The organism is Neobacillus drentensis (assembly GCF_021560175.1).
Taxonomy (GTDB): domain Bacteria; phylum Bacillota; class Bacilli; order Bacillales; family Cytobacillaceae; genus Neobacillus; species Neobacillus drentensis_A.
Window position 1 is genome coordinate 887,579 of the sequence record NZ_CP091110.1, and the last position, 26,703, is coordinate 914,281.

The 26,703-nt window shown below is 40.8% G+C and carries 25 protein-coding genes; 6 read left to right on the top strand and 19 right to left on the bottom strand.

The features are described 5' to 3' along the window. Positions 1 to 23 precede the first annotated feature (23 nt). On the top strand, positions 24 to 914 hold the full coding sequence (locus L1999_RS04210) for a hypothetical protein (protein WP_235742432.1): 891 nt from the start codon (positions 24 to 26) through the stop codon (positions 912 to 914). A 46-nt stretch (positions 915 to 960) separates the two neighbouring features. Beyond that, positions 961 to 1,275: a DUF3892 domain-containing protein gene (locus L1999_RS04215; protein ID WP_235744245.1), complete on the top strand. Its 315-nt coding sequence runs from the start codon at positions 961 to 963 to the stop codon at positions 1,273 to 1,275. 43 nt (positions 1,276 to 1,318) lie between these two features. Here L1999_RS04215 and leuD read toward each other — a convergent pair whose 3' ends face one another. The 15 genes from leuD to L1999_RS04290 form a co-directional block, all read right to left on the bottom strand. Continuing rightward, positions 1,319 to 1,903: a 3-isopropylmalate dehydratase small subunit gene (gene leuD / locus L1999_RS04220; protein WP_235742433.1), complete on the bottom strand. Its 585-nt coding sequence runs from the start codon at positions 1,901 to 1,903 to the stop codon at positions 1,319 to 1,321. A gap of 1 nt (position 1,904) precedes the next feature. Beyond that, positions 1,905 to 3,323: a 3-isopropylmalate dehydratase large subunit gene (gene leuC, locus L1999_RS04225; RefSeq protein ID WP_235742434.1), complete on the bottom strand. Its 1,419-nt coding sequence runs from the start codon at positions 3,321 to 3,323 to the stop codon at positions 1,905 to 1,907. A 91-nt stretch (positions 3,324 to 3,414) separates the two neighbouring features. After that, positions 3,415 to 4,521, bottom strand: coding sequence for a 3-isopropylmalate dehydrogenase (leuB, locus tag L1999_RS04230; RefSeq protein WP_235742435.1), 1,107 nt, complete (start codon positions 4,519 to 4,521; stop codon positions 3,415 to 3,417). A 76-nt stretch (positions 4,522 to 4,597) separates the two neighbouring features. Then, entirely contained in the window at positions 4,598 to 6,142 is a 1,545-nt protein-coding gene (locus L1999_RS04235; RefSeq protein ID WP_235742436.1) for a 2-isopropylmalate synthase, read from the bottom strand. Continuing rightward, positions 6,129 to 7,160 carry a ketol-acid reductoisomerase gene (ilvC, locus tag L1999_RS04240; protein WP_235742437.1) on the bottom strand — a complete coding sequence of 344 codons (1,032 nt, stop codon included), beginning with the start codon at positions 7,158 to 7,160 and terminating at the stop codon, positions 6,129 to 6,131. Before ilvC ends, L1999_RS04235 begins: the two co-directional genes overlap by 14 nt. Positions 7,161 to 7,186: 26 nt before the next feature. Continuing rightward, positions 7,187 to 7,708: an acetolactate synthase small subunit gene (gene ilvN / locus L1999_RS04245; protein WP_215041310.1), complete on the bottom strand. Its 522-nt coding sequence runs from the start codon at positions 7,706 to 7,708 to the stop codon at positions 7,187 to 7,189. After that, a complete protein-coding gene (ilvB, locus tag L1999_RS04250) occupies positions 7,705 to 9,432 on the bottom strand; it encodes a biosynthetic-type acetolactate synthase large subunit (protein WP_235742438.1) in 1,728 nt (575 codons plus the stop codon). Before ilvB ends, ilvN begins: the two co-directional genes overlap by 4 nt. A gap of 683 nt (positions 9,433 to 10,115) precedes the next feature. Further along, a complete protein-coding gene (gene ilvD, locus L1999_RS04255) occupies positions 10,116 to 11,786 on the bottom strand; it encodes a dihydroxy-acid dehydratase (RefSeq protein WP_215041308.1) in 1,671 nt (556 codons plus the stop codon). Positions 11,787 to 12,150: 364 nt separating this feature from the next. Further along, positions 12,151 to 12,885: an exonuclease domain-containing protein gene (locus L1999_RS04260; protein WP_235742439.1), complete on the bottom strand. Its 735-nt coding sequence runs from the start codon at positions 12,883 to 12,885 to the stop codon at positions 12,151 to 12,153. Next, on the bottom strand, positions 12,872 to 13,861 hold the full coding sequence (locus L1999_RS04265) for a DUF294 nucleotidyltransferase-like domain-containing protein (protein WP_235742440.1): 990 nt from the start codon (positions 13,859 to 13,861) through the stop codon (positions 12,872 to 12,874). The genes L1999_RS04260 and L1999_RS04265 overlap by 14 nt, the downstream gene beginning before the upstream one ends. Before the next feature lie 67 nt (positions 13,862 to 13,928). Continuing rightward, on the bottom strand, positions 13,929 to 15,191 hold the full coding sequence (locus tag L1999_RS04270) for an ammonium transporter (protein WP_235742441.1): 1,263 nt from the start codon (positions 15,189 to 15,191) through the stop codon (positions 13,929 to 13,931). Between the two features lie 195 nt (positions 15,192 to 15,386). Then, on the bottom strand, positions 15,387 to 15,713 hold the full coding sequence (locus tag L1999_RS04275; RefSeq protein WP_235742442.1) for a MerR family transcriptional regulator: 327 nt from the start codon (positions 15,711 to 15,713) through the stop codon (positions 15,387 to 15,389). Between the two features lie 139 nt (positions 15,714 to 15,852). Next, positions 15,853 to 16,011 (bottom strand): Fur-regulated basic protein FbpA, encoded by a 159-nt coding sequence (gene fbpA / locus L1999_RS04280; protein ID WP_235742443.1) that lies wholly within the window; start codon positions 16,009 to 16,011, stop codon positions 15,853 to 15,855. Positions 16,012 to 16,032: 21 nt separating this feature from the next. Beyond that, positions 16,033 to 16,170, bottom strand: coding sequence for a hypothetical protein (locus L1999_RS04285; protein WP_215041302.1), 138 nt, complete (start codon positions 16,168 to 16,170; stop codon positions 16,033 to 16,035). A 170-nt stretch (positions 16,171 to 16,340) separates the two neighbouring features. Beyond that, positions 16,341 to 16,697 carry a PspA/IM30 family protein gene (locus L1999_RS04290; protein ID WP_215041301.1) on the bottom strand — a complete coding sequence of 119 codons (357 nt, stop codon included), beginning with the start codon at positions 16,695 to 16,697 and terminating at the stop codon, positions 16,341 to 16,343. Between the two features lie 405 nt (positions 16,698 to 17,102). Here L1999_RS04290 and L1999_RS04295 point away from each other — a divergent pair, with 405 nt between their 5' ends. The 3 genes from L1999_RS04295 to L1999_RS04305 all read left to right on the top strand — a co-directional run bounded on the left by L1999_RS04295 (position 17,103) and on the right by L1999_RS04305 (position 19,377). Continuing rightward, entirely contained in the window at positions 17,103 to 17,903 is an 801-nt protein-coding gene (locus L1999_RS04295) for a basic amino acid ABC transporter substrate-binding protein (protein ID WP_235742444.1), read from the top strand. Positions 17,904 to 18,001: 98 nt separating this feature from the next. After that, entirely contained in the window at positions 18,002 to 18,658 is a 657-nt protein-coding gene (locus L1999_RS04300) for an amino acid ABC transporter permease (RefSeq protein ID WP_235742445.1), read from the top strand. After that, positions 18,655 to 19,377: an amino acid ABC transporter ATP-binding protein gene (locus L1999_RS04305; protein ID WP_235742446.1), complete on the top strand. Its 723-nt coding sequence runs from the start codon at positions 18,655 to 18,657 to the stop codon at positions 19,375 to 19,377. The genes L1999_RS04300 and L1999_RS04305 overlap by 4 nt, the downstream gene beginning before the upstream one ends. Before the next feature lie 330 nt (positions 19,378 to 19,707). Here L1999_RS04305 and L1999_RS04310 read toward each other — a convergent pair whose 3' ends face one another. Together L1999_RS04310 and L1999_RS04315 are read right to left on the bottom strand one after the other, a co-directional pair. Further along, on the bottom strand, positions 19,708 to 19,821 hold the full coding sequence (locus tag L1999_RS04310; RefSeq protein WP_235742447.1) for a zinc ribbon domain-containing protein: 114 nt from the start codon (positions 19,819 to 19,821) through the stop codon (positions 19,708 to 19,710). 44 nt (positions 19,822 to 19,865) lie between these two features. Continuing rightward, positions 19,866 to 20,375, bottom strand: coding sequence for a hypothetical protein (locus L1999_RS04315; protein WP_235742448.1), 510 nt, complete (start codon positions 20,373 to 20,375; stop codon positions 19,866 to 19,868). A 272-nt stretch (positions 20,376 to 20,647) separates the two neighbouring features. On the opposite strand from L1999_RS04315, the gene L1999_RS04320 reads away from it, so the two are divergent. After that, positions 20,648 to 23,401 (top strand): dynamin family protein, encoded by a 2,754-nt coding sequence (locus L1999_RS04320; RefSeq protein ID WP_235742449.1) that lies wholly within the window; start codon positions 20,648 to 20,650, stop codon positions 23,399 to 23,401. Positions 23,402 to 23,495: 94 nt separating this feature from the next. Here L1999_RS04320 and L1999_RS04325 read toward each other — a convergent pair whose 3' ends face one another. Further along, complete coding sequence (locus L1999_RS04325; RefSeq protein ID WP_235742450.1) at positions 23,496 to 24,923, bottom strand: DUF5074 domain-containing protein; 1,428 nt, start codon at positions 24,921 to 24,923, stop codon at positions 23,496 to 23,498. 168 nt (positions 24,924 to 25,091) lie between these two features. Next, entirely contained in the window at positions 25,092 to 26,054 is a 963-nt protein-coding gene (locus L1999_RS04330; protein ID WP_235742451.1) for a D-2-hydroxyacid dehydrogenase, read from the bottom strand. Between the last annotated feature and the right edge of the window lie 649 nt (positions 26,055 to 26,703).

Here is a 26,703-nt window from a genome sequence, read left to right on the forward strand (position 1 = left end):
CCATTCAAAGGAGGGAAAAGAACATGAAAAATAAAAAATCGATCAGCTTTTTAGCCGTACTTATTTCGTTATTGTCTTTTGCTGCCACGACATACGCGCTTGTTTCACATCAAGGTAAAGATCCATACAAATACAAATCAATATTTAGTGAAAATGTGAACATTTATGGAAGGGGACTCTATCAGCATGATTCCGTGTCAATGGCCACACAAGCACTTGCACAAGATTATGTGACCTTATTTTTGGGTATACCATTGCTCATTATTTCACTTGTGCTTACTACAAAAGGATTGGTAAAGGGGAAGCTGCTCCTTACAGGAACGCTTGGCTACTTCTTATACACCTACGTCTCATATTCGTTCCTTTCCATGTACAACTCGATGTTCCTAGTTTATGTCATCATCATGTCAGCTAGTTTCTTTGCGTTTATACTTGCGATGATGTCCTTTGATATTCCTAAGTTACCACATTTATTTAACGAGACACTTCCTGTTACATTCATCAGCAGCTTCTTATTCGTTGTCTCATCTGTATTTGGATTGATGTGGCTCGGAAAAGTAGTACCAGGGGTGATTCACGGTACCCCACCTGACGGCTTGGAACATTACACAACCCTCATTATACAGGCTCTAGACCTAGGCTTTGTTATTCCAGTAGGATTCTTAGCTGCCATATTACTCATCAAACGAAGACCATTTGGTTATCTCCTTGCAGTCGTGATCACCTTTAAAGATGTCACCCTATTAACAGCCCTATCCGCCATGGTTATTCTGCAATACCTAACAGGGATAAAGATCAGTCCTGTCATGATCGTAATCGTCCTCCTCATCAACATCGTTTTCCTCTATACCATGGTACTCATCTTGAAAAACGTAAAAGAGGTGTCAGGCACCCACTTTTTTACAAAAGGATAATTTACAGAAAATGAAAAATACTAACAAATGTTCGGAGGTGGGAATGATGGAACAGAAGGACTATCAAAAAATTTATGAAGAGTATAAGGCACAAGGAGAACAGCAGGCACAAATCGAAGTACAACAAGGCAATAGCTCCGGAAAAGAGGAATTTGTTGCGGTTAGGAAAAATAATGATGGCGACATCATTGCGTTCAGAACGAGTTCAGGGCGGGAATTAGATTACCTAACCGCTTTAAATGAAGCGAAGGCAGGTAAACTCGCCCATGTAGATGTATTTCATAAATATGGCCGAGACATTATTCGGAGTGAGCCGGACGGTATTAAGGAAAATAACCTTGATCAGCTCCCTGAATTTTAATAGTAAGTAAAAATGCGCTTGGGCAACGCCAAGCGCATTCATTCTAATTATTTACCGCTTCATATTGCTTAATTTTATCTTCGTAAGTTAAAGTAACGCCAATTTCATCCCAGCCATTAAGCAGCATTTGCTTAGGGTATGGGGCGATATCGAAGGATAGCTCAAAACCTTCATTGTCGTATACTTTCTGTTCCTCAAGGTCTACTGTTAATGTATATTCAGTGGACTCTGCCTTTTTAATAATTGTCTGAACCTGATCCTCACTAGCTACAATCGCAAGTATGCCATTTTTTACACAGTTGTTTTTAAAAATATCGGCATAGCTAGGGGCAATAATGACTTTAAAGCCGAAATCCTGAACTGCCCATGGGGCATGCTCACGAGAAGAGCCACAGCCAAAATTCTCGCCGGCAACGATGATCGATGCACCTTTATATTTCGGCTCATTCAATGAAAAATCCGGGCGAGGATTTCCGTTGTCATCAAAACGCCAATTATAAAATAGAAACTGGCCGAAACCACTGCGTTCTATCCGTTTTAAAAATTGCTTAGGGATAATCTGGTCAGTATCAATATTAGAACGGTTTATTGGATAAACAAGGCCTTGATGGACGCGTAACGGTTCCATTTTAAATTACCTCCTGTGCAGTAAATTGACGGACATCTACAAAATGACCGGCTACCGCTGCGGCAGCTGCCATCTCTGGACTTACAAGGTGGGTGCGGGCACCATTTCCTTGGCGTCCTTCAAAGTTACGGTTAGAGGTAGAAGCACAGCGACCGCCTGGAGGTACAATATCATCATTCATCGCAAGACACATACTGCAGCCAGCTTCACGCCATTCAAAACCAGCATCGATAAACACCTGATCAATACCTTCTTTTTCAGCGGCAAGTTTAATACTAAATGATCCTGGAACAACAATTGCTGTAACTCCAGGATTTACTTTTCGGCCACGAATAACTTCAGCAGCTTTACGTAAATCGCTTAATCTTGAATTTGTACAAGAACCAATAAATACGTGATCGATGACCACACTTGATAGAGGCTGTCCAGCTTCAAGACCCATATATTCAAGGGCGCGGCTAATTTCGTCTTTTTCACTTGGCTTATCGCTGTCATCAGGGCTTGGTACGTTCGCTGTAACCGGGATACACATACCAGGGTTGGTTCCCCATGTAACCTGCGGTTCAACTTCAGCTGCATCTATTTCCACAACTGTATCATAGACTGCACCTTCATCGGTTGCTAGAGCACGCCATTTTTCGACAGCTTTCTCAAACTCTTCGCCTTGAGGGGCATGTCTGCGACCGCGTAAGTATTCAAAAGTAGTTTCATCCGGCGTAATTAATCCTGCTCTAGCACCCGCTTCAATCGACATGTTGCAGACTGTCATACGTTCATCCATGGAAAGCGAGCGGATGGCCTCACCAGTGTATTCAATTACATAACCAGTACCAAATTGAACACCAAATTTACCAATAATCGCTAGGATTAGGTCTTTCGCGGTAACACCTGTCCCAAGTTTTCCATTAACCTTTACATTAAGGGTCTTTGGTTTTGCCTGCCATAGCGTTTGAGTAGCAAGAACATGTTCCACTTCGCTGGTTCCAATACCAAAGGCAAGAGCACCAAATGCGCCGTGGGTAGAAGTATGACTATCGCCACAGACAATCGTTTTACCAGGCTGTGTAAGGCCAAGCTCGGGGCCGATAACGTGGACGATACCGTTGTCCGGATGATGAATGTCGGCAAGGGTTACTCCGAATTCCTGACAATTTTTTTGTAAAGTATCGATCTGATTTTTTGAAACAGGATCGTTAATAGTCAGCCTCTGGCGGGTTGGTACATTATGATCCATTGTTGCAAAAGTAAGGTCAGGGCGGCGAACCTTGCGCCCGTTCATCCGTAAGCCCTCAAACGCTTGAGGAGAGGTTACTTCATGAACTAGATGTAAATCAATGTATAGTAAATCGGGTTTTCCTGCTTCTTGATGGACAACATGTTGTTCCCATATTTTTTGGATAATCGTTTTTGGCGTTTGCATAGCACACTTCCTCACGATAATAGATTTATTTTTTTATAGATAGAAAAATTGTGGGTAAACCATTAAGACAATGGTTTACCCCGTAATTGAATTAATAATAACAGCTGGCGATACACTTGGATGCATGCTGTGATTTAATATAGTCGACAATCAATTTCGTCATTTCAGCGGTTCCTACTTGGCGTCCTTCTGCGATTTGAAGGTCCCCTGTATGGAAACCAGAATCGAGAACCGACTGTACGGCATCTTCAATCACTTTGGCTTCATTATTTAAATCAAACGAATATCTCAGCATCATGGCAGCTGATAAAATCATCGCAGATGGATTGGCAATTCCTTTGCCGGCGATGTCAGGTGCGGAACCATGAACGGGTTCGTACAGACCAACACCATCTTCACGCAAGCTTGCAGAAGGAAGCATACCTATCGAGCCAGTTAAAACAGAAGCTTCATCACTTAGAATATCGCCGAAAAGATTCTCTGTCACAATAACATCAAACTGTGTTGGATTCGTGATTAATTTCATTGCGGCAGCATCAACTAACAAATGTTCTACCACAACATCAGGATATTGTGCTTTCTTTTCCTCTACGACTTCTCGCCACATCTTACTGGACTCAAGGACATTGGCTTTATCAACCGAAGTAAGGTGCCCCGAGCGCTGCTGAGCAGCCTGAAAGCCTTTATCAACAATTCGCTCAATTTCTTTACGAGTATAAGAAAGTGTGTCTACTACAGCATTTCCATTATCACGCCGTTCACTTGGTGTACCAAAATAAAGCCCGCCCGTTAATTCACGTACAATGAGGAGATCGCTTCCTGCCACCACTTCTTCTTTTAGAGGGGAGGCATGGAGCAGGTTCTTAAATCCCTTAATTGGCCTTAAATTTGCATATAAGTCCAGCGCTTTTCGGATACCGAGCAAACCGCGTTCGGGGCGAAGATGAGAAGGATTTTGATCCCACTTAGGTCCGCCTACCGCTCCTAGTAAAACAGCATCTGCCTGTTTACAGGCATCTACTGTTGAATCCGGAAGGGGAGTGCCATATTGGTCAATGGCTGCTCCTCCGATTTCATGGGTTTCAAAGCTAAAACTGTGGTTAAATTCTTCAGCAATCGCATTTAACACATCTTTTGCTGAATTAATAACTTCCTTGCCAATCCCATCCCCGGGAAGTAAGACAATATGTTTTTTCATTAGAAGCAACCTCCTCATTTTTTTTGTTTTACGAGAGGGCGCCTATGTAGACGCCTTAATTTTTGCTAATACTTTTTTATATGGTTGCAGGTTCTTGAACTACGGCTGATTGGTTAAAAAATACGCGATTGACTGCATTTAAGAAAGACTTTGCTGATGCTTCCAAAACATCCTGTGCAGAGCCGCGGCCCGAGAAAGATGTTCCGTTAACAGTCATTTTTACATGGACTTCAGCAAGTGCATCACGTCCTTGACCGACAGAGCTTAGTCTGAAATCAGTCAAATGAATTTCTTCTGCAATTAGTGCTTCAAGTGTGTTCATCAATGCCTCAACACTTCCAGACCCCGTACGTGCTGTTTCAACACGATCTCCAGATGGAGTTGTTAACGCAACGGTTGCAGTAGGAAGGTTTGCGGAACCATACTGTACTTGGAAGGCAACCAATTCATATTTCTTCACATCAATCGTGGCAGTTTGAATATCAGTCAGAATAGTAAATAGATCCTCATCCGTCACTTCTTTTTTACGATCAGTCAATTGTTTAAAGGCTGTAAATGCTTCAGCCAGTTTTTCAGGTGATAGGGTATAGCCCATTTGCTCAATCTTATCTTTAAAAGCATGGCGGCCTGAATGTTTTCCAAGGACTAAATCATTGGATTTAACACCGACTAATTCAGGGGTAATAATCTCATAAGTTAACGCATTTTTTAATACGCCATCCTGATGGATTCCTGATTCATGAGCAAAGGCATTTCTGCCTACGACTGCTTTATTGGGTGGAACTATCATGCCTGTTAATCGGCTGACCAGATCGCTTGTGCGTTTGATTTCTTTTAATACTAGATTCGTAGTAAATGGATACTTATCTTTACGGATATTCAAGGCAACGGCAACCTCTTCTAAAGAGGCATTACCAGCACGTTCACCAATACCGTTAATTGTACCTTCAATTTGCGTTACTCCGTTTTCAATTGCTGCCAACGAATTGGCAACAGCCATACCTAAGTCATCATGACAATGACAGGAGAGGGCGGCTTTATGAATATTAGGTACATTTTCTCTGATGTAGCGGAACATCCGGCCATATTCTTCAGGTGTGGTATAACCTACCGTGTCCGGAAGATTAATAACGGTTGCTCCGGCATCAATGACCTTAGTAATAATTTTGACTAGAAAATCCAGATCAGAGCGGGAGGCATCTTCTGCAGACCATTCAATATGCGGGAATCTCTGTTTCACATATCTAACCATGTCTACTGCTGTGCTAACGACTTCCTCTGGAGTCTTCATCAGCTTATATTGCATATGGATAGGGGAGGTAGCAAGAAATACATGCAATCTTGGTTCGGCTGCATCTTTTAACGCATCCCACGCAATGTCAATGTCCGATTTAGTTGCACGTGCCAAGCCTGTAACAGATGAATTTTTGATCGTCTGAGCAATGGCTCTTACTGCGTCGAAATCGCCTTGAGAGGAAGCCGGAAAGCCGGCCTCCATAATGTCAACCCCAAACCGCTCTAGCTGTCTGGCGATTTCCAATTTCTCAAGCTGGTTTAAATTTACACCAGGAGACTGTTCTCCATCACGTAAGGTTGTATCGAAGATGTTAACGTGAACCATTTACCACCACTTCTTTCTTTGCATTTACAGGCTTTTTAATAAATGGCATTAATGCACGAAGCTCGCGGCCAACAACCTCGATTTGGTGATTGTTTTCAGCACGGTTAATTGCATTGAATTGTGGGCGGTTTGTTTGGTTCTCTAAGATCCAGCCTTGAGCAAACTTACCAGTTTGGATATCTTTTAATACTTCTTTCATACGTGCTTTTGTCTCTTCGTTTACTACACGTGGTCCAGAAACGAAATCTCCCCATTGTGCAGTGTCAGAGATAGAATAACGCATGTTTTCTAATCCACCTTCATATAAAAGGTCAACGATTAATTTTAATTCATGTAAACACTCGAAATAAGCAACTTCAGGCTGATAACCAGCTTCTACTAATGTTTCGAAACCAGCTTTGATTAGGGCAGTAGCACCACCGCAAAGCACCGCTTGTTCTCCGAATAAATCTGTTTCTGTTTCTTCTTGGAAAGTCGTTTCCAATACACCTGCACGTGCAGAGCCAATACCTTTTGCATAAGCAAGAGCAACATCACGTGCTTGACCAGTGTAGTCTTGGTAAACTGCATATAGAGCAGGAACTCCAGCACCTTCTGTATAAGTACGGCGAACTAAATGTCCTGGGCCTTTTGGTGCTACTAGGAATACGTCAACATCAGCAGGAGGGACGATTTGGCTGAAGTGAATGTTGAAGCCATGAGCGAAAACTAGAGCATTTCCTGCTTCAAGGTTATCTTTGATGCTTTCTTCATATACTTTTGGCTGCATTTCATCTGGAAGAAGAACCATTACTACTTCTGCAGCTGCAGTTGCTTCTGCAACAGGGCGTACATCTAAACCATCTTCAACTGCTTTATCCCAAGATTTCCCTTCACGTAAACCGACTACAACATCAAAGCCGCTTTCTTTTAAGTTTAGTGCGTGAGCATGACCTTGAGAGCCATATCCGATTACTGCGATTTTCTTTCCTTGTAAAACTGCCTCTTGAATATCTCCGTTATAAAGTACTTTTACCATTATGAATCATCCTCTCAAATATATTGTTATTTTAATAGTGAATGTGTTGCTAGATCGTTTACTTGCGGCTGGTGCCCGCGTTGGAGGGCAGTCAGTCCGGTTCTGGCAATTTCTTTAATACCGTAAGGGCGGAGCATCTCAATCAGGGCATCGATTTTATCAGGACGACCTGTAATTTGAACAGCGAGACTGTCCTTACTTACATCAATAATTAAGGCACGGAACGGATCAATAATTCCGTTGATTTCACTGCGCAAATGGCTGCTTGAAGCTACTTTAATTAAGGCCAGCTCACGAGCGACAATTGCCTTATCAGTAATATCGGAAACTTTTAAAACATCAATTTGCTTGTTTAATTGTTTCGTCACCTGCTCAAGGCGTTGTTCGTCTTCCACCTCAACCACCAAGGTCATTTTTGAAATGCCCTCAGTTTCGGATGGACCAACTGAAATGCTTTCAATATTGAACTGGCGTCTTTGCAAAAGGCCGGTGACCCGGTTTAAGACACCGCTTCGGTCTTGAACGGTTGCTGTTATGATCCGTTTCATGGTTTCACCCCTAACATTTCATGAATTCCTTTACCAGGGGCAATCATCGGGAATACCTTTTCTTGCTGAAGAACACGGCAATCAACTAATACCGGACCGCTATGAGCAAATACTTCTGGTAAAACGGCAATTAATTCTTCCTGATTGTTCACCCGATAACCTTTAATCGAATAGCTGTCAGCCAGTTTGACAAAATCAGGCTGTGTATGAAGAATCGATTCAGAAATTCTGTTTCCGTGTAATAGTTCCTGCCACTGGCGAACCATTCCAAGTGCGCCGTTGTTGACAATAATAATTTTTACCGGAAGATTTCTTTCATAAATAATCGATAATTCCTGAAGTGTCATTTGGAAGCCGCCATCACCCACAATCGCAACGACTGTACTATCCGGCTCGGCGATTTGTGCGCCAATTGCAGCAGGGAAGCCAAAGCCCATTGTTCCAAGTCCACCTGAAGTAATCCAACGATGCGGCTGCTTAAAGGTGTAATATTGTGCGGCCCACATTTGGTGCTGTCCGACATCCGTTGCGACAATGGCATCACCATTCGTTACTTTATGGACTGCTTCAATCACCCATTGCGGACACATTCCGTTTGGATCATGTTTATACCAAAGCGGATACTCCTGTTTGTTCTGGGTTAGTTTTTCCAGCCATTCACTAGCATTAGGTGATTCAATTTCTTGATTAAGCAGTTCACTAAGTGCCTCTTTCGTATCAGAAACGATCGGAAGATGTGTTGGAACATTTTTACCAATTTCAGCTGGATCGATGTCAATATGAGCAACCTTCGCAAATGGGGCGAAGTGTTTAAGATTGCCTGTTAGCCTATCATCGAATCGGGCCCCAAAGTTGATAAGCAGGTCACACTCGTAAATGGCCATGTTAGCTGCATATGTTCCGTGCATTCCTCCCATTCCTAACGAAAGGGGATTATCTGCAGGAAAGGTACCAAGTCCAAGTAAAGTAGTGATTACTGGGATTTGGTGTTTTTCCGCAAAAGCAGTTAATTCAGCTGATGCTCTACCATGGAGAACACCGGCACCTGAAAGAATGACAGGCTTGATTGCTTTTGAAATGGATTCGGCAAGTTTTTTAATTTGTAATGGATTTGGCTTTGTTGTTGGCTGGTATCCAGGCAAATTAATGCTCGCTTCTTCAGGTTCTTCTGTTAAAAATCCGGCGGAAATATCTTTAGGGACATCGACTAAGACAGGCCCTGGCCGTCCGGTAGAAGCAATATGAAAGGCTTCCTTGACAATGCGCGGTAAGTCTTCGATCGATTGTACCTGATAGTTATGTTTCGTAATCGGTGTGGTAATCGCCATAATATCCGCTTCTTGGAAGGCGTCTGTTCCGATGATGTTTCTTGCAACCTGCCCAGTGAAAATAACAAGTGGCAGAGAATCCATCATTGCATCGGTTATGCCTGTTACAAGGTTAGTTGCTCCTGGTCCAGATGTGGCAATGACGACTCCAGGTTTGCCGGTAACCCGGGCATACCCTTCAGCTGCATGGATCATTCCTTGTTCATGTCGGAAGAGAACATGCTTGATTCTATCCTGTGCGCGGTAAATGGCATCATATATTGGAAGCACTGCACCACCGGGATATCCAAACAGGGTTTCTACACCTTCTTCTTTTAGTAAGTCGATGAGAAGGTCTGCACCGGTTCTCGGCTCTGTAGTTGTTTGGATGTCAAGCTTTTTTGCTTCTACTTTCACGTCATAATCCCTCCTTAAGGGTATTTGAAAATTTAAAAAATTTACGGTAGATTGTTGTCTTTTATTTTGATTGGCGCGTTGTTCTTATTTTTGGAATAATCTCTATTTTGTAGAATCATATCTTATTTTTGTAGAATAATCTACAAATTTTGTAGAATCTTTTCATAATTCGTAGAATTTTGTAGATTCCCAATCTAGCCTTCCAATTGATCTGCTTCACCATAGTAAAAAAGACCTATTCACCTCGAATTAACTGCAATCAAGACAACATAGCAGAATAATCGGGGAGAAAAGGTCTTTCATTTCTCGGTACCACCCGTTTTTTACAGTATCCTTACGAATACTGTCTTAGGAAGCGACAACTAAAAAGATTCGCTTCTTTTGGTAACAGGTGCTTAAAATATACACCTGATTGAGCCTACTTATTACCCATTTCAGCCCAACACTCAGGGATGATGTCAGAATAAGTTGTATTACTGGGCTTCCAGCAACCCCAGCTCTCTGAAAATACAAGTTCTTATTCCTTTATTCCCGTCATCGATTTAACTATTATTTTGTCAAATGGTCTTCATTTAACACTTCTAGTACCTTAGCTTCCTTTTGGAAGGGGAGAGGTACTAACTTTTCCCGTATTTAGCTTGGTACCTCAACGGATGGACCGCAGAACCAGTACGATTGCTAAACTATATTTTCATAATTCCGCCAGTATTGGCAGATGTAACAAGCTTTGCATATTTTGCTAGATAACCCGTTTTAATTTTCGGCTCAGGTTTTACCCATGCCGTACGTCTTTGGGCAAGTACTTCATCATCAACCACAAGTTCAATTGAACGAGCTTCAAGGTCGATTAAAATTTTGTCACCATTTTCAACGAGACCGATTGGTCCGCCTTCTGCTGCTTCTGGTGAAATATGACCGATCGAGATTCCACGGCTTGCACCTGAGAAGCGGCCGTCTGTGATTAGGGCAACTTCTTTTCCTAAGCCCCGGCCCATAATAGCGGAGGTAGGAGCAAGCATTTCTGGCATTCCTGGTCCACCTTTAGGACCTTCGTAGCGGATAACCACTACGTGGCCTGCCTTTACAGTACCGTTATTAATGTTTTCTTGTGCCTCATCTTGGGAATCAAAGACAATCGCCTCACCCAAGAAGGTTTTAATGGAAGGATCTACAGCGCCAACCTTGATTACTGCACCATCTGGAGCAATGTTTCCATATAGGATGGATAGTCCACCAACTGGGCTATATGGATTATCTTTTGTCCGGATGACAGCTTCATTTGTGATTGTTGCTTCCTTCACATTTTCACGAAGAGTTTTTCCTGTAATCGTTAGGCAGTTATCATGCAAAGCACCTTCAACTTTATAAAGTTCATTGATGATGGCACTTACACCACCGGCACGATGAACATCGTCCATTGAATAATCAGATGCTGGCATAATCTTGGAAAGGTATGGAACCCTCTCAGCAATTTTATTAATCTCGCTAAGATCATAATCGATCCCGGCTTCATGGGCGATGGCTAATGTGTGTAACACGGTATTAGTGGAGCCGCCCATGGCCATATCTAGTGCAAAGGCATTATCAATGGCTTCTCTAGTAATGATGTCACGTGGCTTAATATCATTTTTAACTAATTCAATAAGATGTCTAGCAGCTTGCCTAATGAGTTCATGTCTTTCTTCGGATGTAGCAACCATCGTACCGTTACCAGGAACCGTCATTCCTAAAACTTCCATTAAACAGTTCATGGAGTTCGCGGTAAACATTCCGGAACAGGAACCGCATGTAGGACAGGCATTGGTTTCAATTTCAAGTAGTTGCTGTTGGCTGATTGTACCGTTGTGGTAAGCACCTACGCCTTCAAAAACTGAAGTAAGGGAAAGATTTTTACCTGTCGATGGTGAAACGCCAGCTTCCATTGGACCGCCAGATACAAAAACAGATGGCACGTTTGTTCTTGCGGCAGCCATTAACATCCCTGGAGTGATTTTGTCACAGTTTGGGATATAAAAAACACCATCGAACCAGTGTGCGTTAATGACTGTTTCAGCACTGTCGGCGATAATTTCACGGCTTGGAAGGGAGTAGCGCATCCCTATATGTCCCATCGCAATTCCGTCATCGACGCCAATTGTATTAAACTCAAATGGAATACCACCGGCTTCCCGGATTGCCTCTTTCACAATTTCCCCGAAATGATTAAGATGTTTATGTCCTGGGATAATGTCAATATACGAGTTACAAACTCCAATAAATGGTTTTTCTAGATCACTCGTTTTTACCCCTGTTGCATATAATAAACTTCGGTGGGGAGCACGATCAATTCCCTTTTTAATCATATCGCTTCGCATTTTTTTAGCTCCTAACTGACAATAGCATGGTTTGCCCCTTCTGGGTAACAAGTCATTCCGTCGATTGTTACAAATCGTCTGTAAATGATTGAAGATTTATTTGCAGTAATCATACAACCAATTGAAAACATGGTCAATATAGAAATCTGACAATTCTAACAAATTAATTAAGCTGATAGCGTTTTCATTATTGATCTAATAAGGAATTTGTAAATAAAAAATTTTTAAAAAATTTTTTATTCGTTACTAGTGAGTAGAAGAAATTCGGAGAAATTTCAGTAGTAAGTAAGGGAGAGGGGAATAAATGACCAATTGGAAACTACTATGCTGATAGGTGAAAATATTAGACTAGAATAGTAGTTTATCATCCGATTTTTGCCAAATACTCATAAACCTGACGTAAATAGCGGAAGCCTTTTTCTTCTGCTAGCTGTAAATAATATCTCCAAACCTTTGCTGTCATGAGGGCATCACTAAGAGCATGGTGTCGATTCTCCACCTCAATACCGCAAATCTCACAAACCTCTTCTAGTGGGGCAGATTTCAAATAGGGGTTTGAAAGACGGATGAGAAAAGAAGTATCGACAATTCGATGGTCGAATCTTGTTCGTAATACCTCGCTTGTGATTTTTTTCATAAAGGCCTGCTCGTGACTGGAATGGTGCGCGACTAGAAGATCACTTTTGATAAATTGAAAGAATTGCAGTAGTGCTTCTTGAGCAATCGGGGCAGTGCTTAAGTCTTCTTCGTAAATATTGGTTAAAGCAGATAGTTCATTTGATAGTTGAAGATCTGATTTTACTAATGTATAAAAGGTTTCCTGTTCATTTAGTTGGTCGCCTATCATTTTGACCGCACCAATGGAAATGATTTGGTCACCTTTTTCGGGATAAAAACCGGTCGTTTCTAGATCAAAGACGACCACCCTTAATTCTTTCAGCGGAACGTCTAAGCTGTTCTTTTCTTTCATTTCTCTTTGTATTTCTCTAAGGAAAGCCATCTGCTGCAATGAGGATTGATTTGGTAAACTAGCGAATAGGTTTGAGTTTGCTTTTCCAGATATTTGGCGAAAAAATTGGATCATATTATTTATTCTCATCTGAATCCTCCTTTTCTAGTAACCTTTTCATATGATGAAAGAGAGCAGCACCATTTTTGATGATTTCCTTTACCTCTCGAGCCTGTTCTTTTGTCAGTTGAGTGACAGTTAAATAATGACCTGAATCATAATCTTTATGGTCAGAAAATAATAATCGATAGGATAGCAGTTTTAAGAATTGCTTTTTAAAAAAAGCTTTGTCACTTGCAGGGAAATACACCTCTGGTATTTTGTCGAGACGTAAAAGGGATGAGGATTCGTGCAATCTTTCTTTCATTGAAAGGAGACGAATCGCATTTACATATGGAAAAAGACCAATTTCTTTGATATTTAGTTTACCGGCATGATTGCCGTGTGTTTCTGTTAAGAACTGACCTAATACATTGATTCCTTTTTTGAGATGGAGAGTATTGCTTAGTGATTTATGCAGTAAATGATGTTGCTCCATGTTTTGATAAATATAGTTCTTTAGGTTTTCAACATAGGTGTTCTCTCCATAGATCGATCTTCCGTCTAGAAATATGAGAAGATAACGGATCGATTCCCAAGTGGATTCAATCATCCAGTTCGATAATTGCTGCTCCCATTCGCTAATCGATTTACACCAGAACGGGTTGCTGGCCATCACGCCCCCGTCACAATATCTGTATCCTGCTTGAAAGAGTCCTTTCGAAATTTCTTTTCCTAATATTAAAAAGTATGATTTGGCATCAACCGATGAATCAAGATAAATCATTCCGTGGTCTTGGTCGCTCCATACCGATTGTTCCATCCTGCCAGCGCTGCCCATGACGAAGAATGTAAAGGGTGATGGTGGAGGTCCGTGTTGGGTTGAAACCTGGTTTATCGCGATGGCTGCTACCCGGTGAATCAAATCATCATGCAGCTCGTTAAGTTTAAAATGGTTATAGCAAACATTTTTCAGTTTTTCGTCTCTAATCTGAAGTAATACCGAATATGGATCATGATGCAACATGTAACCCCCTAAATTCAACTAGCAGTCATACCCTTTAAACAGGAATGACCGCTGTTAATTCCTTCCATTATTGAACTTTAATTTGCTGTTCTGCTCTTACTAATTCAGGGTAACCGTAGCTGCCGTGCTCGCTTATATCTAAACCGATAATTTCTTCTTCTTCAGTGACACGTAATCCATTCATTACTTTCTTCATTACAGCTAGAAGAATGAAGGAAACGATAAAGGCAAAGGCGGCACAGGTGAATACCCCTAATGCTTGAACACCAAGCTGGTGTAATCCGCCGCCGTAAAATAAACCTGGCTTACCAACAGTGGCTAATTCTTTTGTTGCGAAGAAACCGTTCGATAAGGTTCCCCAAACTCCAGCGGTCCCGTGAACAGATAAAGCTGCAATCGGGTCATCAATTTTAACTTTCTCAAAAAACCTGATACTATAAAACACTAATATTCCAGCGATAAAGCCAATAAGGACGGCGGCCCAGGTTTCTACGAAAGCACAGGATGCTGTGATTGCTACAAGGCCGGCTAAAGCACCGTTTAACATCATCGGAACATCTGCTTTCCCTAAGACGATCCAAGAAACGATCATGGCTGCAATTGTTCCAGCTGCAGCAGCAAGATTGGTATTCATGGCAACAAACCCGAAGAATCCTTTGTCAACCGATAACGTACTGCCTGCATTGAATCCGAACCAGCCAACCCATAATAGTAAGACGCTTAAGGCTGTGAATACTTGGTTGTGTCCGGCAAGATTGTTAGCGGAACCGTCTTTGTTATATTTTCCAATCCGCGGCTTTAATAGAATGGTAGCAGCAAGTGCTGCCATTGCTCCGGTTAAGTGAACAACCGTTGAACCAGCGAAGTCTTGTTTACCATGCTCGGCTAACCAGCCGCCGCCCCAAATCCAGTGAGCAATTGGAGGATACACAATGACTGAGAAAAGAACGGCAAATACAAGGTAAGCACTTAGTTTAGCCCGCTCTGCAAACCCGCCAAACGCAATCGTTAATGAAATACCTGCAAAAGCTAATTGGAATAAAAAGAAAACTGAACCAGAGAGTGATAAACTATCCATATCATAGCCTGAATACAAGAAATTTGAGAATCCAATTAGTGAGTTTCCTTTACCAAAAATTAAACCAAAACCGACTGCCCAAAAGATTATGGAACTGATACTAAATGTTAGGATGGTTTTACCAGCGATATGTCCAGCATTTTTCATACGAGTTGATCCTGTTTCTAATAAGATAAAACCACCGATCATTAAAATAACGAGGACTGCTCCTAACATAACCCATAGACTGTTCATTAAGAATGTCGTATCCATTTATACTCCCCCTTTTTAATGATGTTAATTTATATAACATCCTCTGTAGTTGTAACTTTACATCAATCAAGAGGTTGCATCTATAATTGTGGGAGATTTTCTAACAGGGTTTTTAGGAGGGGAGAAAATAACCTTAAATAGCCATAGAAAAGCCTCGGTTCTGATAAAAAGAATCGAGGCTTTTTCTAATCTTTGTTAGCGTCTTCGAATACCAAACTGGGCATTAAGCTGTCCTTGAATCATTTTTCTGCGGATATCTTCTTGATTCTGTTTCTTCTGTTCCCGTAACATTTCCTTTCTGATTTCATGTGTTTGAATTCCGTCCTCGATTTTGTTGGCGATATCCATTAATAGCTCGACATCGGTAAAGGAAAATTTACGGCTCCCGCCTGGAGACCGTTCAGGGAAAATCAGTTTTCTTTCTTCATAATAACGGATTTGTCTTTCGGACAGCCCAGTCAGATCTCTGACAATGCCAATTGTAATAACCTTTTTATCTTTATAAGACATATCTTTTCCCATTTTAGCCGCTCACCACACCCCGTTGTTACCATAGTTAGAATATTTTTAATATTATACGTTACATTTTCTCACATGAGAATGGATAATTGTACTGATATGCATTATTTTATGAAGTAAATTTTTAAAGGAGTAGAGGACGTTATTTTTTAGAGGGTATCGACTTCTTATAAAGAATCTCCAGTTCACTGATGGTAAGTGATTGAAGCTCGGCAGATGAATAAAAGATATCTGAACCAGCTAACTTTTTAATGTAAAACTGCTTTAGTCGTTCAAGGCCTCTTCGTAAGTGGGTTGTCAACGTCTTTCCCTCCTTTTGATATTAGGCGTTTTGCAGCTTTCGTAAAAGTTCATGTCCTTTAGAGCCCATCGTTTTCATGAGTTCCTCATATAATTCATCACGTAATTTATCTAATTGTAAGATTTGCATCGCTAATTTGATTTCATGCCGTTGATTCATGTGAATTCTCCCCTTCGATAAGTTTATAATCAAAAATTACCTGATTTTTTAGCTCTTGTCAGGGAAGATGTTAGAAAGGTTAACAGGATATTTTCTTGGGCATGGATTGATTTGAAAGGATTTCTGACTAATGAAAAAGAACCGGAAAAAGACCGGTTCTTCATGAGGCTTTAAAATTCTCCTTCAAAAGGTGTAAAGGGAATGTGGAGACGATTTTCAATTGCTCTTACTCGTTGATTGACGCGTACGAGACGTCTTTGGAGTTGAGTTACATCCCGTTGAAGTTGAGTAATTTCTCTGATTTGACGTTCATTTTGTCTCTCAAGCTGACTCACTCGGCGTTCAAGCTGCTGTGGCTGACGATTTGGGTCATAGGGGTCAAGCGGCGCATAATGATTCACTTGATCAATTGGCGCGTAGGTATGAATAGGTTCTGTTGGAACGTAGGATGAATACTGTTCTGCAGGAACATAGCTATGATACTCAATTGGCATTTGTGGAACTTGATAATATTCGTAGGGATTCATTTAGGCATCTCTCCTTATGTGATATTCCCCTATAGATTATGTAACGGTGGGTTTGGAGAAACGGCGAATGCCTATAAAGGATAATTTATTCTGAAGATAGACCTGTTCATCTACTATCTATAAATTATTCATATTTTTCATAATAATGGAAGGTGATTGGATGGAAAAATTAAAGAGTTTTATTGGATTTATTTCAGATGGATTTTACTATTTCACGAGCCCATAACCTTATTGTAATTAGGTTAAAACTTCTATGTAATAATTGATTTTATCCTATTAACTTATTAGTATAGTAAGAAAATAGAATATTGAATAAAAACACCAAAGATATTATAATCATTATAGTCTAAAAATTTTCAATGTTTAAAAAATAGTATTCATAAAAAATAATTAGGAGGCTTAAACATGAAAAAATTAAAGGTAGTGACAACTCTTATGGTAGTAGGTTTGCTCCTGCTGCTATCCGCTTGTGGTACTAGTAAAACAGGGGGAAGCGAGAAGAAAACACTAAGAGTTGTAACCGATGCGGCCTATGCGCCATTTGAATATCAAGAAAAAGGAAAAGTCGTCGGATTTGATGTTGATTTTGTTAACGCAGTTGCCAAGGAAGCTGGGTACAATGTGAATATTGAGCATGTTGGCTGGGATCCAATCTTCGTTGAGATTGAAAAGAAAACTGCAGATTTCGCTGTATCTGCGATTACCATCACGCCAGAACGTCAGCAGAGCTATGACTTTACAGTTCCATATTTCTTATCCAGAAATGAAATCTTAGTGCCAAAAGGAAGTTCTATAACAAGTGCAAAGGATTTAGAAGGCAAAAAGATTGCTGTACAAAATGGAACAACAGGACAGGAAGTAGTCGAAAAACTATTTGGGAAAAATAACCAGAACCTTAAGAAGTTTAAAAATAACAATCTCGCCATTCTTGAATTGAAAAATGGCGGAGTTGACGCCGTTGTTGCTGATAACTCAGTTATTGAAACCTATGTAAAAAACAATCCAAAAGACAACTTTAAATTCATAGAAGATGATGCTGCTTTTTCAAATGAATTTTATGGATTATTGTTACCAAAAGGCAGTAAGCTGAAGGGTGAGTTAGACAAAGCAATGAAGTCTGTTATTGACAACGGGACATATGCAAAAATCTATAAAAAGTGGTTTGGTGTGGAACCTAATACACAAACATTGAAAGACCAACAATAGTACTCTATTGAAATTGCGTAACTTCTATATAATAGGCAGTTACGCAATTTTTGCTTAATAAACGAATTAGCCTACTCAATTGTGTCGGGGGGATCGTAATGGATTTTAGGTGGGATATTATAGTAGATTATGCGCCCTTACTTTTAAAGGGGACATTATTAACAATTGGTTTTTCAATCGCAAGTATTATAATTGGTACCATTCTTGGTTTATTTATTGGTTTAGGGAAAATGATGAAAAAAAAGTTATATTCCTTGCCATTTAGATGGTACATAAACTTTTTCCGCGGCACACCGTTAATGGTCCAAATTCTATTAATTCATTTTGCCGTTGTACCAGCATTTCTTCATTCCACCAATGCCATCGTTGCTGCCATTTTAGCACTATCCTTAAACTCGGCAGCCTATGTGGCGGAAATCTTCCGGGCCGGGATTCAATCGATTGATAAGGGCCAAATGGAGGCAGCCCGTTCACTTGGGATGACACATGTACAAGCTATGCGATATGTTATTTTGCCTCAAGCTGTTAAACGAATGATTCCTCCGCTGGGGAATGAATTTATCGTTTTAATCAAGGATTCTTCATTGGCGGCACTGATAGCGGCTCCTGAATTAATGTACTGGGGACAGGCAATGCAAGGGGAGTATATGCGCCCATGGGAACCATATCTATCATCAGCGGCTATTTATCTAGTGTTAACCTTATCTCTTAACTTCCTATTAGGTAAACTTGAAAGGAGGTTTGCAACAGAATGATTCAGGTGAAAAATTTAAAAAAGTCGTTTGGGACGAATGAGGTTCTTAAAGATATTAACGTAACGGTCAAACCACAAGAGGTGGTGGTTGTTATTGGGCCTTCAGGATCAGGGAAATCAACGTTTCTTCGTTGTATTAATATGCTTGAAACCATTACTGGCGGACATGTTCTAATAGAAGGCGTTGATATTACGGATAAAAAAACAGATATCAATAAAATTCGCACGGAAGTAGGAATGGTGTTTCAGCAATTTAATCTTTTCCCCCATAAAAAGGTGATTGATAATATTATGCTGGCTCCGATGAAGGTAAGAAATATTCCTGCTGAAAAGGCGCGAGCAAAAGCAATCGAACTGTTACGAAAAGTTGGTCTTGAGGATAAAGCTGATGCTTATCCGGATTCATTATCAGGCGGACAGAAGCAACGGGTAGCGATTGCCAGGGCACTGGCGATGGAGCCAAAGATCATGCTGTTTGATGAACCAACCTCTGCACTAGACCCAGAGATGGTTGGTGAGGTTTTAGAAGTAATGAAGGATCTTGCGAAAGAAGGTATGACGATGGTGGTCGTTACCCACGAGATGGGGTTTGCGAAAGAGGTTGGGGACCGGGTTATCTTCATGGACGGCGGTTTGGTCGTGGAAGAAAAGGTTCCTGCTGAGTTGTTTGACAATCCACAAGAAGAGCGGACGAAGGCGTTTTTAAGTAAGGTATTATAGTTGGTTATTGGGAGCCTGACACAAGGGCTCCCTATTTGTTTGAGCTGTATCTGGTGGAATGTGCCTGAGAAGCTCAAATTTTGGGTGGAACGGTCAAAATAAAAGATATTTGTGCCCACAGGAGCCCGAATTTGGGTGGAACGGTCAAAATAAAAGATATTTGTGCCCACAGGAGCCTGAATTTGGGTGGAACGGTCAAAATAAAAGATATTTGTGCCCACAGGAGCCTGAATTTGGGTGGAACGGTCAAAATAAAAGATATTTGTGCCTACAGGAGCCCAAAGCTCGGTGGGACGGTCAAAATAAAAAATAATTTTGCTTATGGGGGGGCTAACCAAGAGTAAATTCACCATTCAAAAAGCAATGGCTGCAATATTTAATGCGAGTGGTTCCATTTTTCTCCGTTCCGCCGCCTAACTCATCTTTTGCTATAAGGCATCCCACAGCTTTGACAGTTTTTATAAACTCCCATTTACCACACCATCATTTCAATTTTCAAAATCAAACACTTCGGTAATCTTATCCGCTTTAATTCGGTTTTGGCAAAGCTTGAACAGCTGTGTCAAAAAATCTTCCACATCAGCAGGTGAGGATGGCAATTTAATATAAACGGTCGTCGATCCAAACATCTGTTTAAAATATGCCTTTCTCTGGTCATTTTTCCCATCGCGTTTAAACGGTTTATAGGACCAAATCAGATGGGGTCCATCCTCCAAATCTTGTATTTGCCGTATCTCGGCACAGGTAGTGGATTTATCATGAGCATACATCACTAAGTAATAGTTGTCATTGCGATGCCAATCTATGAATAAAAGATAATAGCCGAGTTCACTTTCTGGCCGGAATACTTCATATGCGGCCAATACTTGCTTGCCATTCGTCCATTGATGGAACTTTGGCAGCATCCCGCTCACGGTTTCTAGCTTCTTAAGCTCATATCTTATTGGATTTGAGCGTTGTATTTGTCCGGTTAAATAAATTGCTTGACCCTTTTCCAAATGAATATCCCCTTTAGGTATTTGTCTTCATTATACGTTGAAAATCGAAAAAAAAGGAAGAAAGACCGAAGCTATTTTTCATACCCTTAACCATAGAAAGAGGTGTTTGTCTTCAAAATGAAATACAACTGACATCATTTTAAAAAATTCCTTTGTTAGAATCGATATAATTGGGACTTAAAATCCATACATACTGCGAATAGTATATGGAATAAATATGACTCTTTTCCATATGAATGACATAGAGTGTTTTGCAATTGGAGGGAAAGAAAATGACGTTAGAAGAGCAGCTAAAACAAAAGACGTATTATAAAATGTTCATCGATGAGCATGAAAACATTCATCCGATACGCGTTCTTGGCGAAGCGTTTCAGGATGAGGCAGCAAAGGATCTCCCAAACCTATCATCGATACGCTTTGCCCAAGGGGAAGTGTATTTTCACCATAAAGACTATGAAACAGCGATTTTTAAATGGGAAAACATCACCGATGAACTCGTCCCATGGGCAAAGAAAAATATAGGTGATGCCTATTATGAACTAGGGTTGCTTTCGACTGCTGAGGATATTTATACAGCAATCTCAAGCGATAATGCAACACTAAATACCGAAGTAGCATTACAGCTATTCTCGCTTTATATCGAACGTGGGAAGCTGGAGTCAGCGGTTGCCACAATTAAAAGGACAATTGCTGCAAACCCGGAGTATCCGAATGTTACCGAAATCGCCAGAACTTTTTTCGAAGAACAGCAGGATTGGGAGCATGCGGTTGAATTAGCCGTCTCCGAAGCCATGCGTTCGGAGGATCCAAATTGGTTTCATATCCTAAATAGCTATGTAGACAAGGGTGTTACTAAAAGCCATGCACCGAGCTATTTCACCCCAACTTTAATTCGCTTGTTTCAACTAGATAAGAAAAAATTTGAACAGCTCGTCTCTTCACTATGGAAAAGTTACGAACACGAAGAATCTTATTTCTCTTGGATCAGAGAAATCAACCAGCTATTATTACAACTTGACCTCGAAAGAGAAGATAACTGGTATGAACTTTCAAAGCTTCATAAAGATGCTTATTTCGATTTAATAGAAGGCAGATATTTTATTAAAATGCTCCAAGAATTTATTCCAGACATGTTGACCAACTGGCTTCGCTTAGCGGATGAAAGAAATGTCGTGTTAGCATCTGCTGCGGTGCTTTCTTGGAATGAATTGTTCCCTGCCACGATCAGTTTATCCATCGTTTCTGAAGCCGAGCAGCTGATTAGCATAACAGAGACGGACATCAATGAACTCGAGGAGAGCCTGGCGTTATTTGATACCATCGTCGATTGGGCAGCGGCACATGAGATGGGCGAGAATAACCGATATAAATGGCTTGTCGAGCAACTGGTAGATTTTGATAGGCACCATCTCCTTATTACTGGGTTAACTGGGAGTGGAAAATCGACCTTTGTTAATACCGTTCTTGGAGAAGACCTTCAAGACAGCCCAACGTCATCACTCGTTATGTTTAGAGATAGTGATGAGGAAGAAATAATCGAAATAACTGATTGGCAGATTGCTAGCTTAGAGGGATTTACTGAATTCCAAGAGCGAATGGACCGCCGCCGTAATGCCTTAGAATCCATTATCGAATTCAAGCTTCCCAACGGATTTATGCAGGAAAACAAAGTGACCTTTATTGATACACCAGGGTTAAAGGGAAATCACAATGACCGTTATGAAGTATTAAAAAACTTGCAAGTAGCTGACACTGTCTTGTTTGTGCTGGATGGAAACTCTCCGTTTACCGACAAAGAACGAGGGGCTCTCGTACAAATACAAGAATTAGCACCTGATATTCCTGTCCACTTTTTATTAAGCAAAATGGATACGATTGTTGGTGAGCAGGAAGCGGTAAGAATATATGAAGAAACCAAGTCGAGGATTCACGATATTATCCCGGATGCAAGCGTGTTTGCCTTTTCTTCGCAATATGAACGCGGCCAGCAGATGAGGGACATTAAAGAGTTTATTCAATCGGTTAAGGTTACTAGAAATCTAGAGGATAAACGACTTGCTAAGCTATTGTTTTTTATTCGGACCACTATCGCAAGTTTATTGCAAAAACGAATTGATGTGGAAAACCAACTAGTAGAAGCGATTCGCTGGAATGAAGATATGCACATGAAATTAAATGGCGCTGTTAATCAGTTAAAGGATACGGAAGTACAAAAAACAAGGGCCATTACGAAATCGTACCGAACGATTAGGGAAAGCATTCATAAGGACATGGCCAGTACGATTCCTGCTATGTTGAAAGAATGCTCCGCTCTTATTAAGGAAGACAGCAACTTTAGTAATATTCATTTAGAACTGAACGAAGAAATGAATAAGAGACTACAAGAATACTTGGAACAAACCGTGATGCCTAAATTCTATCGTTCCTTGCAGGATTGGATTGGCTATAGCAAAGAGGAGTTTGACCAGGCACAGGAATTTTTAAATGAGATGGCTGATGGCTTTAACCAAATGTACGGGGAAGAACATCTGGCGCTTGCTTGTGATTTCAAGGTGCTTGATGATTGGCTTCGCGACACAGACCGGATGACAAGCAGATTCCAGCTGGAATCCGTCAATATTCTCCTTCGCCGGACGCCTTCGCAATTTTTATTAAAGAGTGCCGGAAAATTATTCGGGGCACTATCGCAAAACAAGGCAATGCTTTATAACAAATACAAAGCATTTGTAGAAAATGAGGATTACACAGATACAATTGAAGAAGTTAGTAAGCAATTTTTCCAGCCGTTTGAGCTGTTCGAAAAATCTCTAGAGCGTGATGTAACCTTATTCTTCAAGAGCCCGTTAAGGAATTTAACTACGGCAGCAGATGAGGCTAAGCTGGGAATTGAATCAAATCAGGAGCAACTTAATAAGATGAATACCAATCCGGAAATGTTCCGCGATCCATTAACATTATTCGGGGTAAGGCTTCGACAGTTCGAATGGATGACTGTGGCCGGAAAAGGGATACAAACTGTATATTAATAGGTAAAAGGAGAACCTTTGGGGGTTCTCCTTTTTTGGACTAACGTTAAGATTCAAATCTTTTATGCTAATTGAAGGATTTTTTACATCTATATTATTTTTTCTCAGATAACCATTTGGCGATTTTCTCAGAATCTTGGTCAGAAAGCAAGTTACTTGGCATCATCCCTCTGCCATCTTTCACAATGCTGAGGATTTCTTGCTCGCTGTATTTACCGCCCACTTTAGAAATATCTGGGCCGGCTCCGCCTTTTAAATCATTTCCATGGCAGCTAAGGCACGTTTTCTTAAAAATCTCTTCTGCCGCAGATACTGTGTCATGATTTCCATGAGAAGACTCTTTTGCAGCTTCTGTTTTCGGTGTGAACACACTGTAAGGAACAAATTGGATTTCATGAGGTACACCATCTGCGACAATTTCCGTAATTAATTTGCCTGTCTCAGTATCCCAAACCTGGACCCCGCTTACAGCGGCACCGCCAAGCGTATAAGGATAACGCTTATCCATTCCGTGGTTTAGTGTCCAAAGCTCTTTACCATCAGGAGTTACGCCAACATGGGCGGGAACTGTTGTCCCTGTTGAGCTCCACTCAATTTTATGAGTTTTTACATTAATTTTATAAATTTGATTTCCGCCTGTTGTCACATACCCATATTTGCTGTCGGGACTAAAGGTAATGTGAATCGGGCCTTCTTTTAACTTAATTTCGCCAGAAACTTCAAGTGTTTTTGGATTAATGATGGCTACCTTTTTTGCGCCCATGACGGCTGCCCAAACGTATTTGCCATCTGGAGTTAGGTTTGTACCATGAACCATCCCGCCAACCGGAATGTTTTTCACGATTTCATTCGTCTTCATATCAATCGCAACAACTTTATTTTCGCTCTCAACACTTAAGAACATGTACTGTGTATCAATGGCCTTTCCATCCCAATACATTGTTGGACTTAAATAGCAGGTTCCTTTACCTGTCTGCAAATCCTTGATTTTTTTCTTAGCAGCTAAATCAATCACGGAAAGGGTGCCATCATGCTGGTTTGCTACGTATAGATACTTGTCATCAGGAGATAAGGCAATATGGTGTGCACCTTTCCCTGTAGGGAGTCTCCATTTCTCTCTCATTGTAATTGGGTCAATGGCAATCACATAGGATGGTTCGTCGTAGTTATACCAATCTCCTGTGAATAGAGTTTTAAAGTCTTTCGTAAAAGCAATCGCGTGGGTGTCATTTAAATTGGGATAAAAATCTTTATTGGTTCTTTCATTATATGGGCCGCCTGCATCGATGGTTGAGACTAGTTTATGATACTTACCATCAATGACCCATAATTTATTGGCTGTTCCGGCGCCTACAAAAGCGATCGTTTCACTGCCAAGCTGACCTCCAGCGAGTTTCTCATCAAAGCTGGCTGACTTTGTTACTTTTTCAGCTTTTGTAGTTGTCTTTTCCTGCGTATTATTTGAACCGCATCCACTCGTAATTAAAGCCGTTAGCAGAAAAGCTGTCCATAATTTCTTCATGGGTGTTCCTCCTTTTGAATAGAGATAAGTTAACTATAATAAAAAACTTATCTATAAAAAGAAGGTCATGTGAAAGATTAATGAACTGGACTTATAGTTTCAAAGATTGGACACATGTTAATCGTTTTTAGCTGTTCTAACAGAAGTGGTTTAAAAGATAGCCCTTTTTTAATATCCTTTTCTAAAATTTACTAGATTAATGCTTGGGGTCTGTCCGGTTAGATAGGTCCTTAAATTGGGAATAAGGATGTTTTCAACGACCCGTTTGTTATAATGCTCGGTTGCTCCGGATGTGTGCGGGGTAATAATAACGTTTTCCATTTCCCATAAGGGGCTTTCTGTACTTAGCGGTTCTGTTTCAAAGACATCCAGACCGGCACCCGCAATGGTGCCTTCTTGTAAAGCAGAAATCAATTCCTCTTCCATCACGATTTCACCTCGGCCAATATTGATAAAAAAGGCAGATGGTTTCATTTGTGTAAACTGCTGTTTCCCAAATAAATGATGAGTTTCTTGTGTATGCGGCAGTGTTACGACCACATAATCACATTTTGACAGCACCTGGTCTAACTGGTCTGGTGTATACATTTCATCAACAAAATCCGCTGGTTTTCCAGAGTGCCTGACACCAAGTACCGTCATTCCAAATGCTTTGGCAATTTTAGCAGTTTCTCTTCCGATTTCACCGACACCAATTACTCCAATTGTTTTTTCATGGATCTCGAGGCTTAGGTGAGCATGGTCCCATGTTTTCGTTTGTTGATTTTTTACATAGGTATGAATTTTTCTTGTTAGTCCTAGCATTAAGGCAAAGATCGTTTCAGAGATCGGATAAGCATGTACACCGTTGGCGCTGGTTACATTAATATGTTTTGATTGCAGCTTCTCAAGAGGCAACGAATCAACCCCGGCACTCCAGGTTTGCAGCCATTGCAGTTTTGACTCAGAGGTAAGGCAATAATCAGCTAACTCTTTTCTCCAACCGGCAATGACTTCTGCATCTTTTGCATGTTCTTCCCAGACAGATGGGTCTTTGCCTGCGATTACATCCCAATCGGGGATGGTGTTTTTAATTTTCGCTATGTATTCTGGCTTTAAGTTTTGTGTAATAACTATTTTCCGTTTACTCATTTAACTCCCACCTTTATGTTGATATAGACTAATCATATCGTATCTAAACCTAAATATTAATCCTTTCTTTGAATGGGTGGTGTACAAAATTTAGACACTATTGCTTGGCGGCTACCCAAATGTTACGGAGGAATTTTTGTTCATTAGGACAAGAATAGCTGGTGGTAACCGTTTTTTGTCCACAAGAGAGCTCCATGAGGACAGGAATAACTGGAGACAAGATTTTTTTGTACGCATGGGAGCTCCATGAGGACAAGAATAGCTGGTGGTAATCGTTTTTTGTCCGTATGAGAGCTCCATGGGGACAGGAATAGCTTGTAACAACAGATTTTTGTCCGCATGAAAGCTCCATGAGGACAGGAATAGCCTGTGGTAACAGATTTTTGTCCGCATGAAAGCTCCATGAGGACAGGAATAGCCTGTGGTAACAGATTTTTGTCCGCATGAAAGCTCCATGAGGACAGGAATAGCCTGTGGTAACAGATTTTTGTCCGCATGAAAACTCTATGAGGACAGGAATAGCTTACGGTTACAGCCTTTTGTCTGGAAGAACAATCAAAAAAAGTGTACCGTATCGCACTTCCATGTAGTTTGTGCAAAAACCTCATCTGGCATAATACTTACAATCTATGAATATTAAATTGAATGT

Excerpts from the sequence above, each read along its gene's own strand:
- ilvN (WP_215041310.1), bottom strand. The coding sequence starts at position 7,708 with ATGAAACGGATCATAACAGCAACCGTTCAAGACCGAAGCGGTGTCTTA.
- L1999_RS04275 (WP_235742442.1), bottom strand. The coding sequence starts at position 15,713 with ATGGGAAAAGATATGTCTTATAAAGATAAAAAGGTTATTACAATTGGC.
- L1999_RS04215 (WP_235744245.1), top strand. The coding sequence starts at position 961 with ATGGAACAGAAGGACTATCAAAAAATTTATGAAGAGTATAAGGCACAA.
- ilvC (WP_235742437.1), bottom strand. The coding sequence starts at position 7,160 with ATGGTAAAAGTACTTTATAACGGAGATATTCAAGAGGCAGTTTTACAA.
- L1999_RS04290 (WP_215041301.1), bottom strand. The coding sequence starts at position 16,697 with ATGAATCCCTACGAATATTATCAAGTTCCACAAATGCCAATTGAGTAT.
- L1999_RS04210 (WP_235742432.1), top strand. The coding sequence starts at position 24 with ATGAAAAATAAAAAATCGATCAGCTTTTTAGCCGTACTTATTTCGTTA.
- L1999_RS04330 (WP_235742451.1), bottom strand. The coding sequence starts at position 26,054 with ATGAGTAAACGGAAAATAGTTATTACACAAAACTTAAAGCCAGAATAC.
- L1999_RS04295 (WP_235742444.1), top strand. The coding sequence starts at position 17,103 with ATGAAAAAATTAAAGGTAGTGACAACTCTTATGGTAGTAGGTTTGCTC.
- L1999_RS04300 (WP_235742445.1), top strand. The coding sequence starts at position 18,002 with ATGGATTTTAGGTGGGATATTATAGTAGATTATGCGCCCTTACTTTTA.
- L1999_RS04260 (WP_235742439.1), bottom strand. The coding sequence starts at position 12,885 with ATGAGAATAAATAATATGATCCAATTTTTTCGCCAAATATCTGGAAAA.
- L1999_RS04325 (WP_235742450.1), bottom strand. The coding sequence starts at position 24,923 with ATGAAGAAATTATGGACAGCTTTTCTGCTAACGGCTTTAATTACGAGT.
- L1999_RS04285 (WP_215041302.1), bottom strand. The coding sequence starts at position 16,170 with ATGAATCAACGGCATGAAATCAAATTAGCGATGCAAATCTTACAATTA.
- L1999_RS04320 (WP_235742449.1), top strand. The coding sequence starts at position 20,648 with ATGACGTTAGAAGAGCAGCTAAAACAAAAGACGTATTATAAAATGTTC.
- L1999_RS04265 (WP_235742440.1), bottom strand. The coding sequence starts at position 13,861 with ATGTTGCATCATGATCCATATTCGGTATTACTTCAGATTAGAGACGAA.
- leuC (WP_235742434.1), bottom strand. The coding sequence starts at position 3,323 with ATGCAAACGCCAAAAACGATTATCCAAAAAATATGGGAACAACATGTT.
- leuB (WP_235742435.1), bottom strand. The coding sequence starts at position 4,521 with ATGAAAAAACATATTGTCTTACTTCCCGGGGATGGGATTGGCAAGGAA.
- ilvD (WP_215041308.1), bottom strand. The coding sequence starts at position 11,786 with ATGCGAAGCGATATGATTAAAAAGGGAATTGATCGTGCTCCCCACCGA.
- L1999_RS04270 (WP_235742441.1), bottom strand. The coding sequence starts at position 15,191 with ATGGATACGACATTCTTAATGAACAGTCTATGGGTTATGTTAGGAGCA.
- L1999_RS04235 (WP_235742436.1), bottom strand. The coding sequence starts at position 6,142 with ATGGTTCACGTTAACATCTTCGATACAACCTTACGTGATGGAGAACAG.
- leuD (WP_235742433.1), bottom strand. The coding sequence starts at position 1,903 with ATGGAACCGTTACGCGTCCATCAAGGCCTTGTTTATCCAATAAACCGT.
- L1999_RS04305 (WP_235742446.1), top strand. The coding sequence starts at position 18,655 with ATGATTCAGGTGAAAAATTTAAAAAAGTCGTTTGGGACGAATGAGGTT.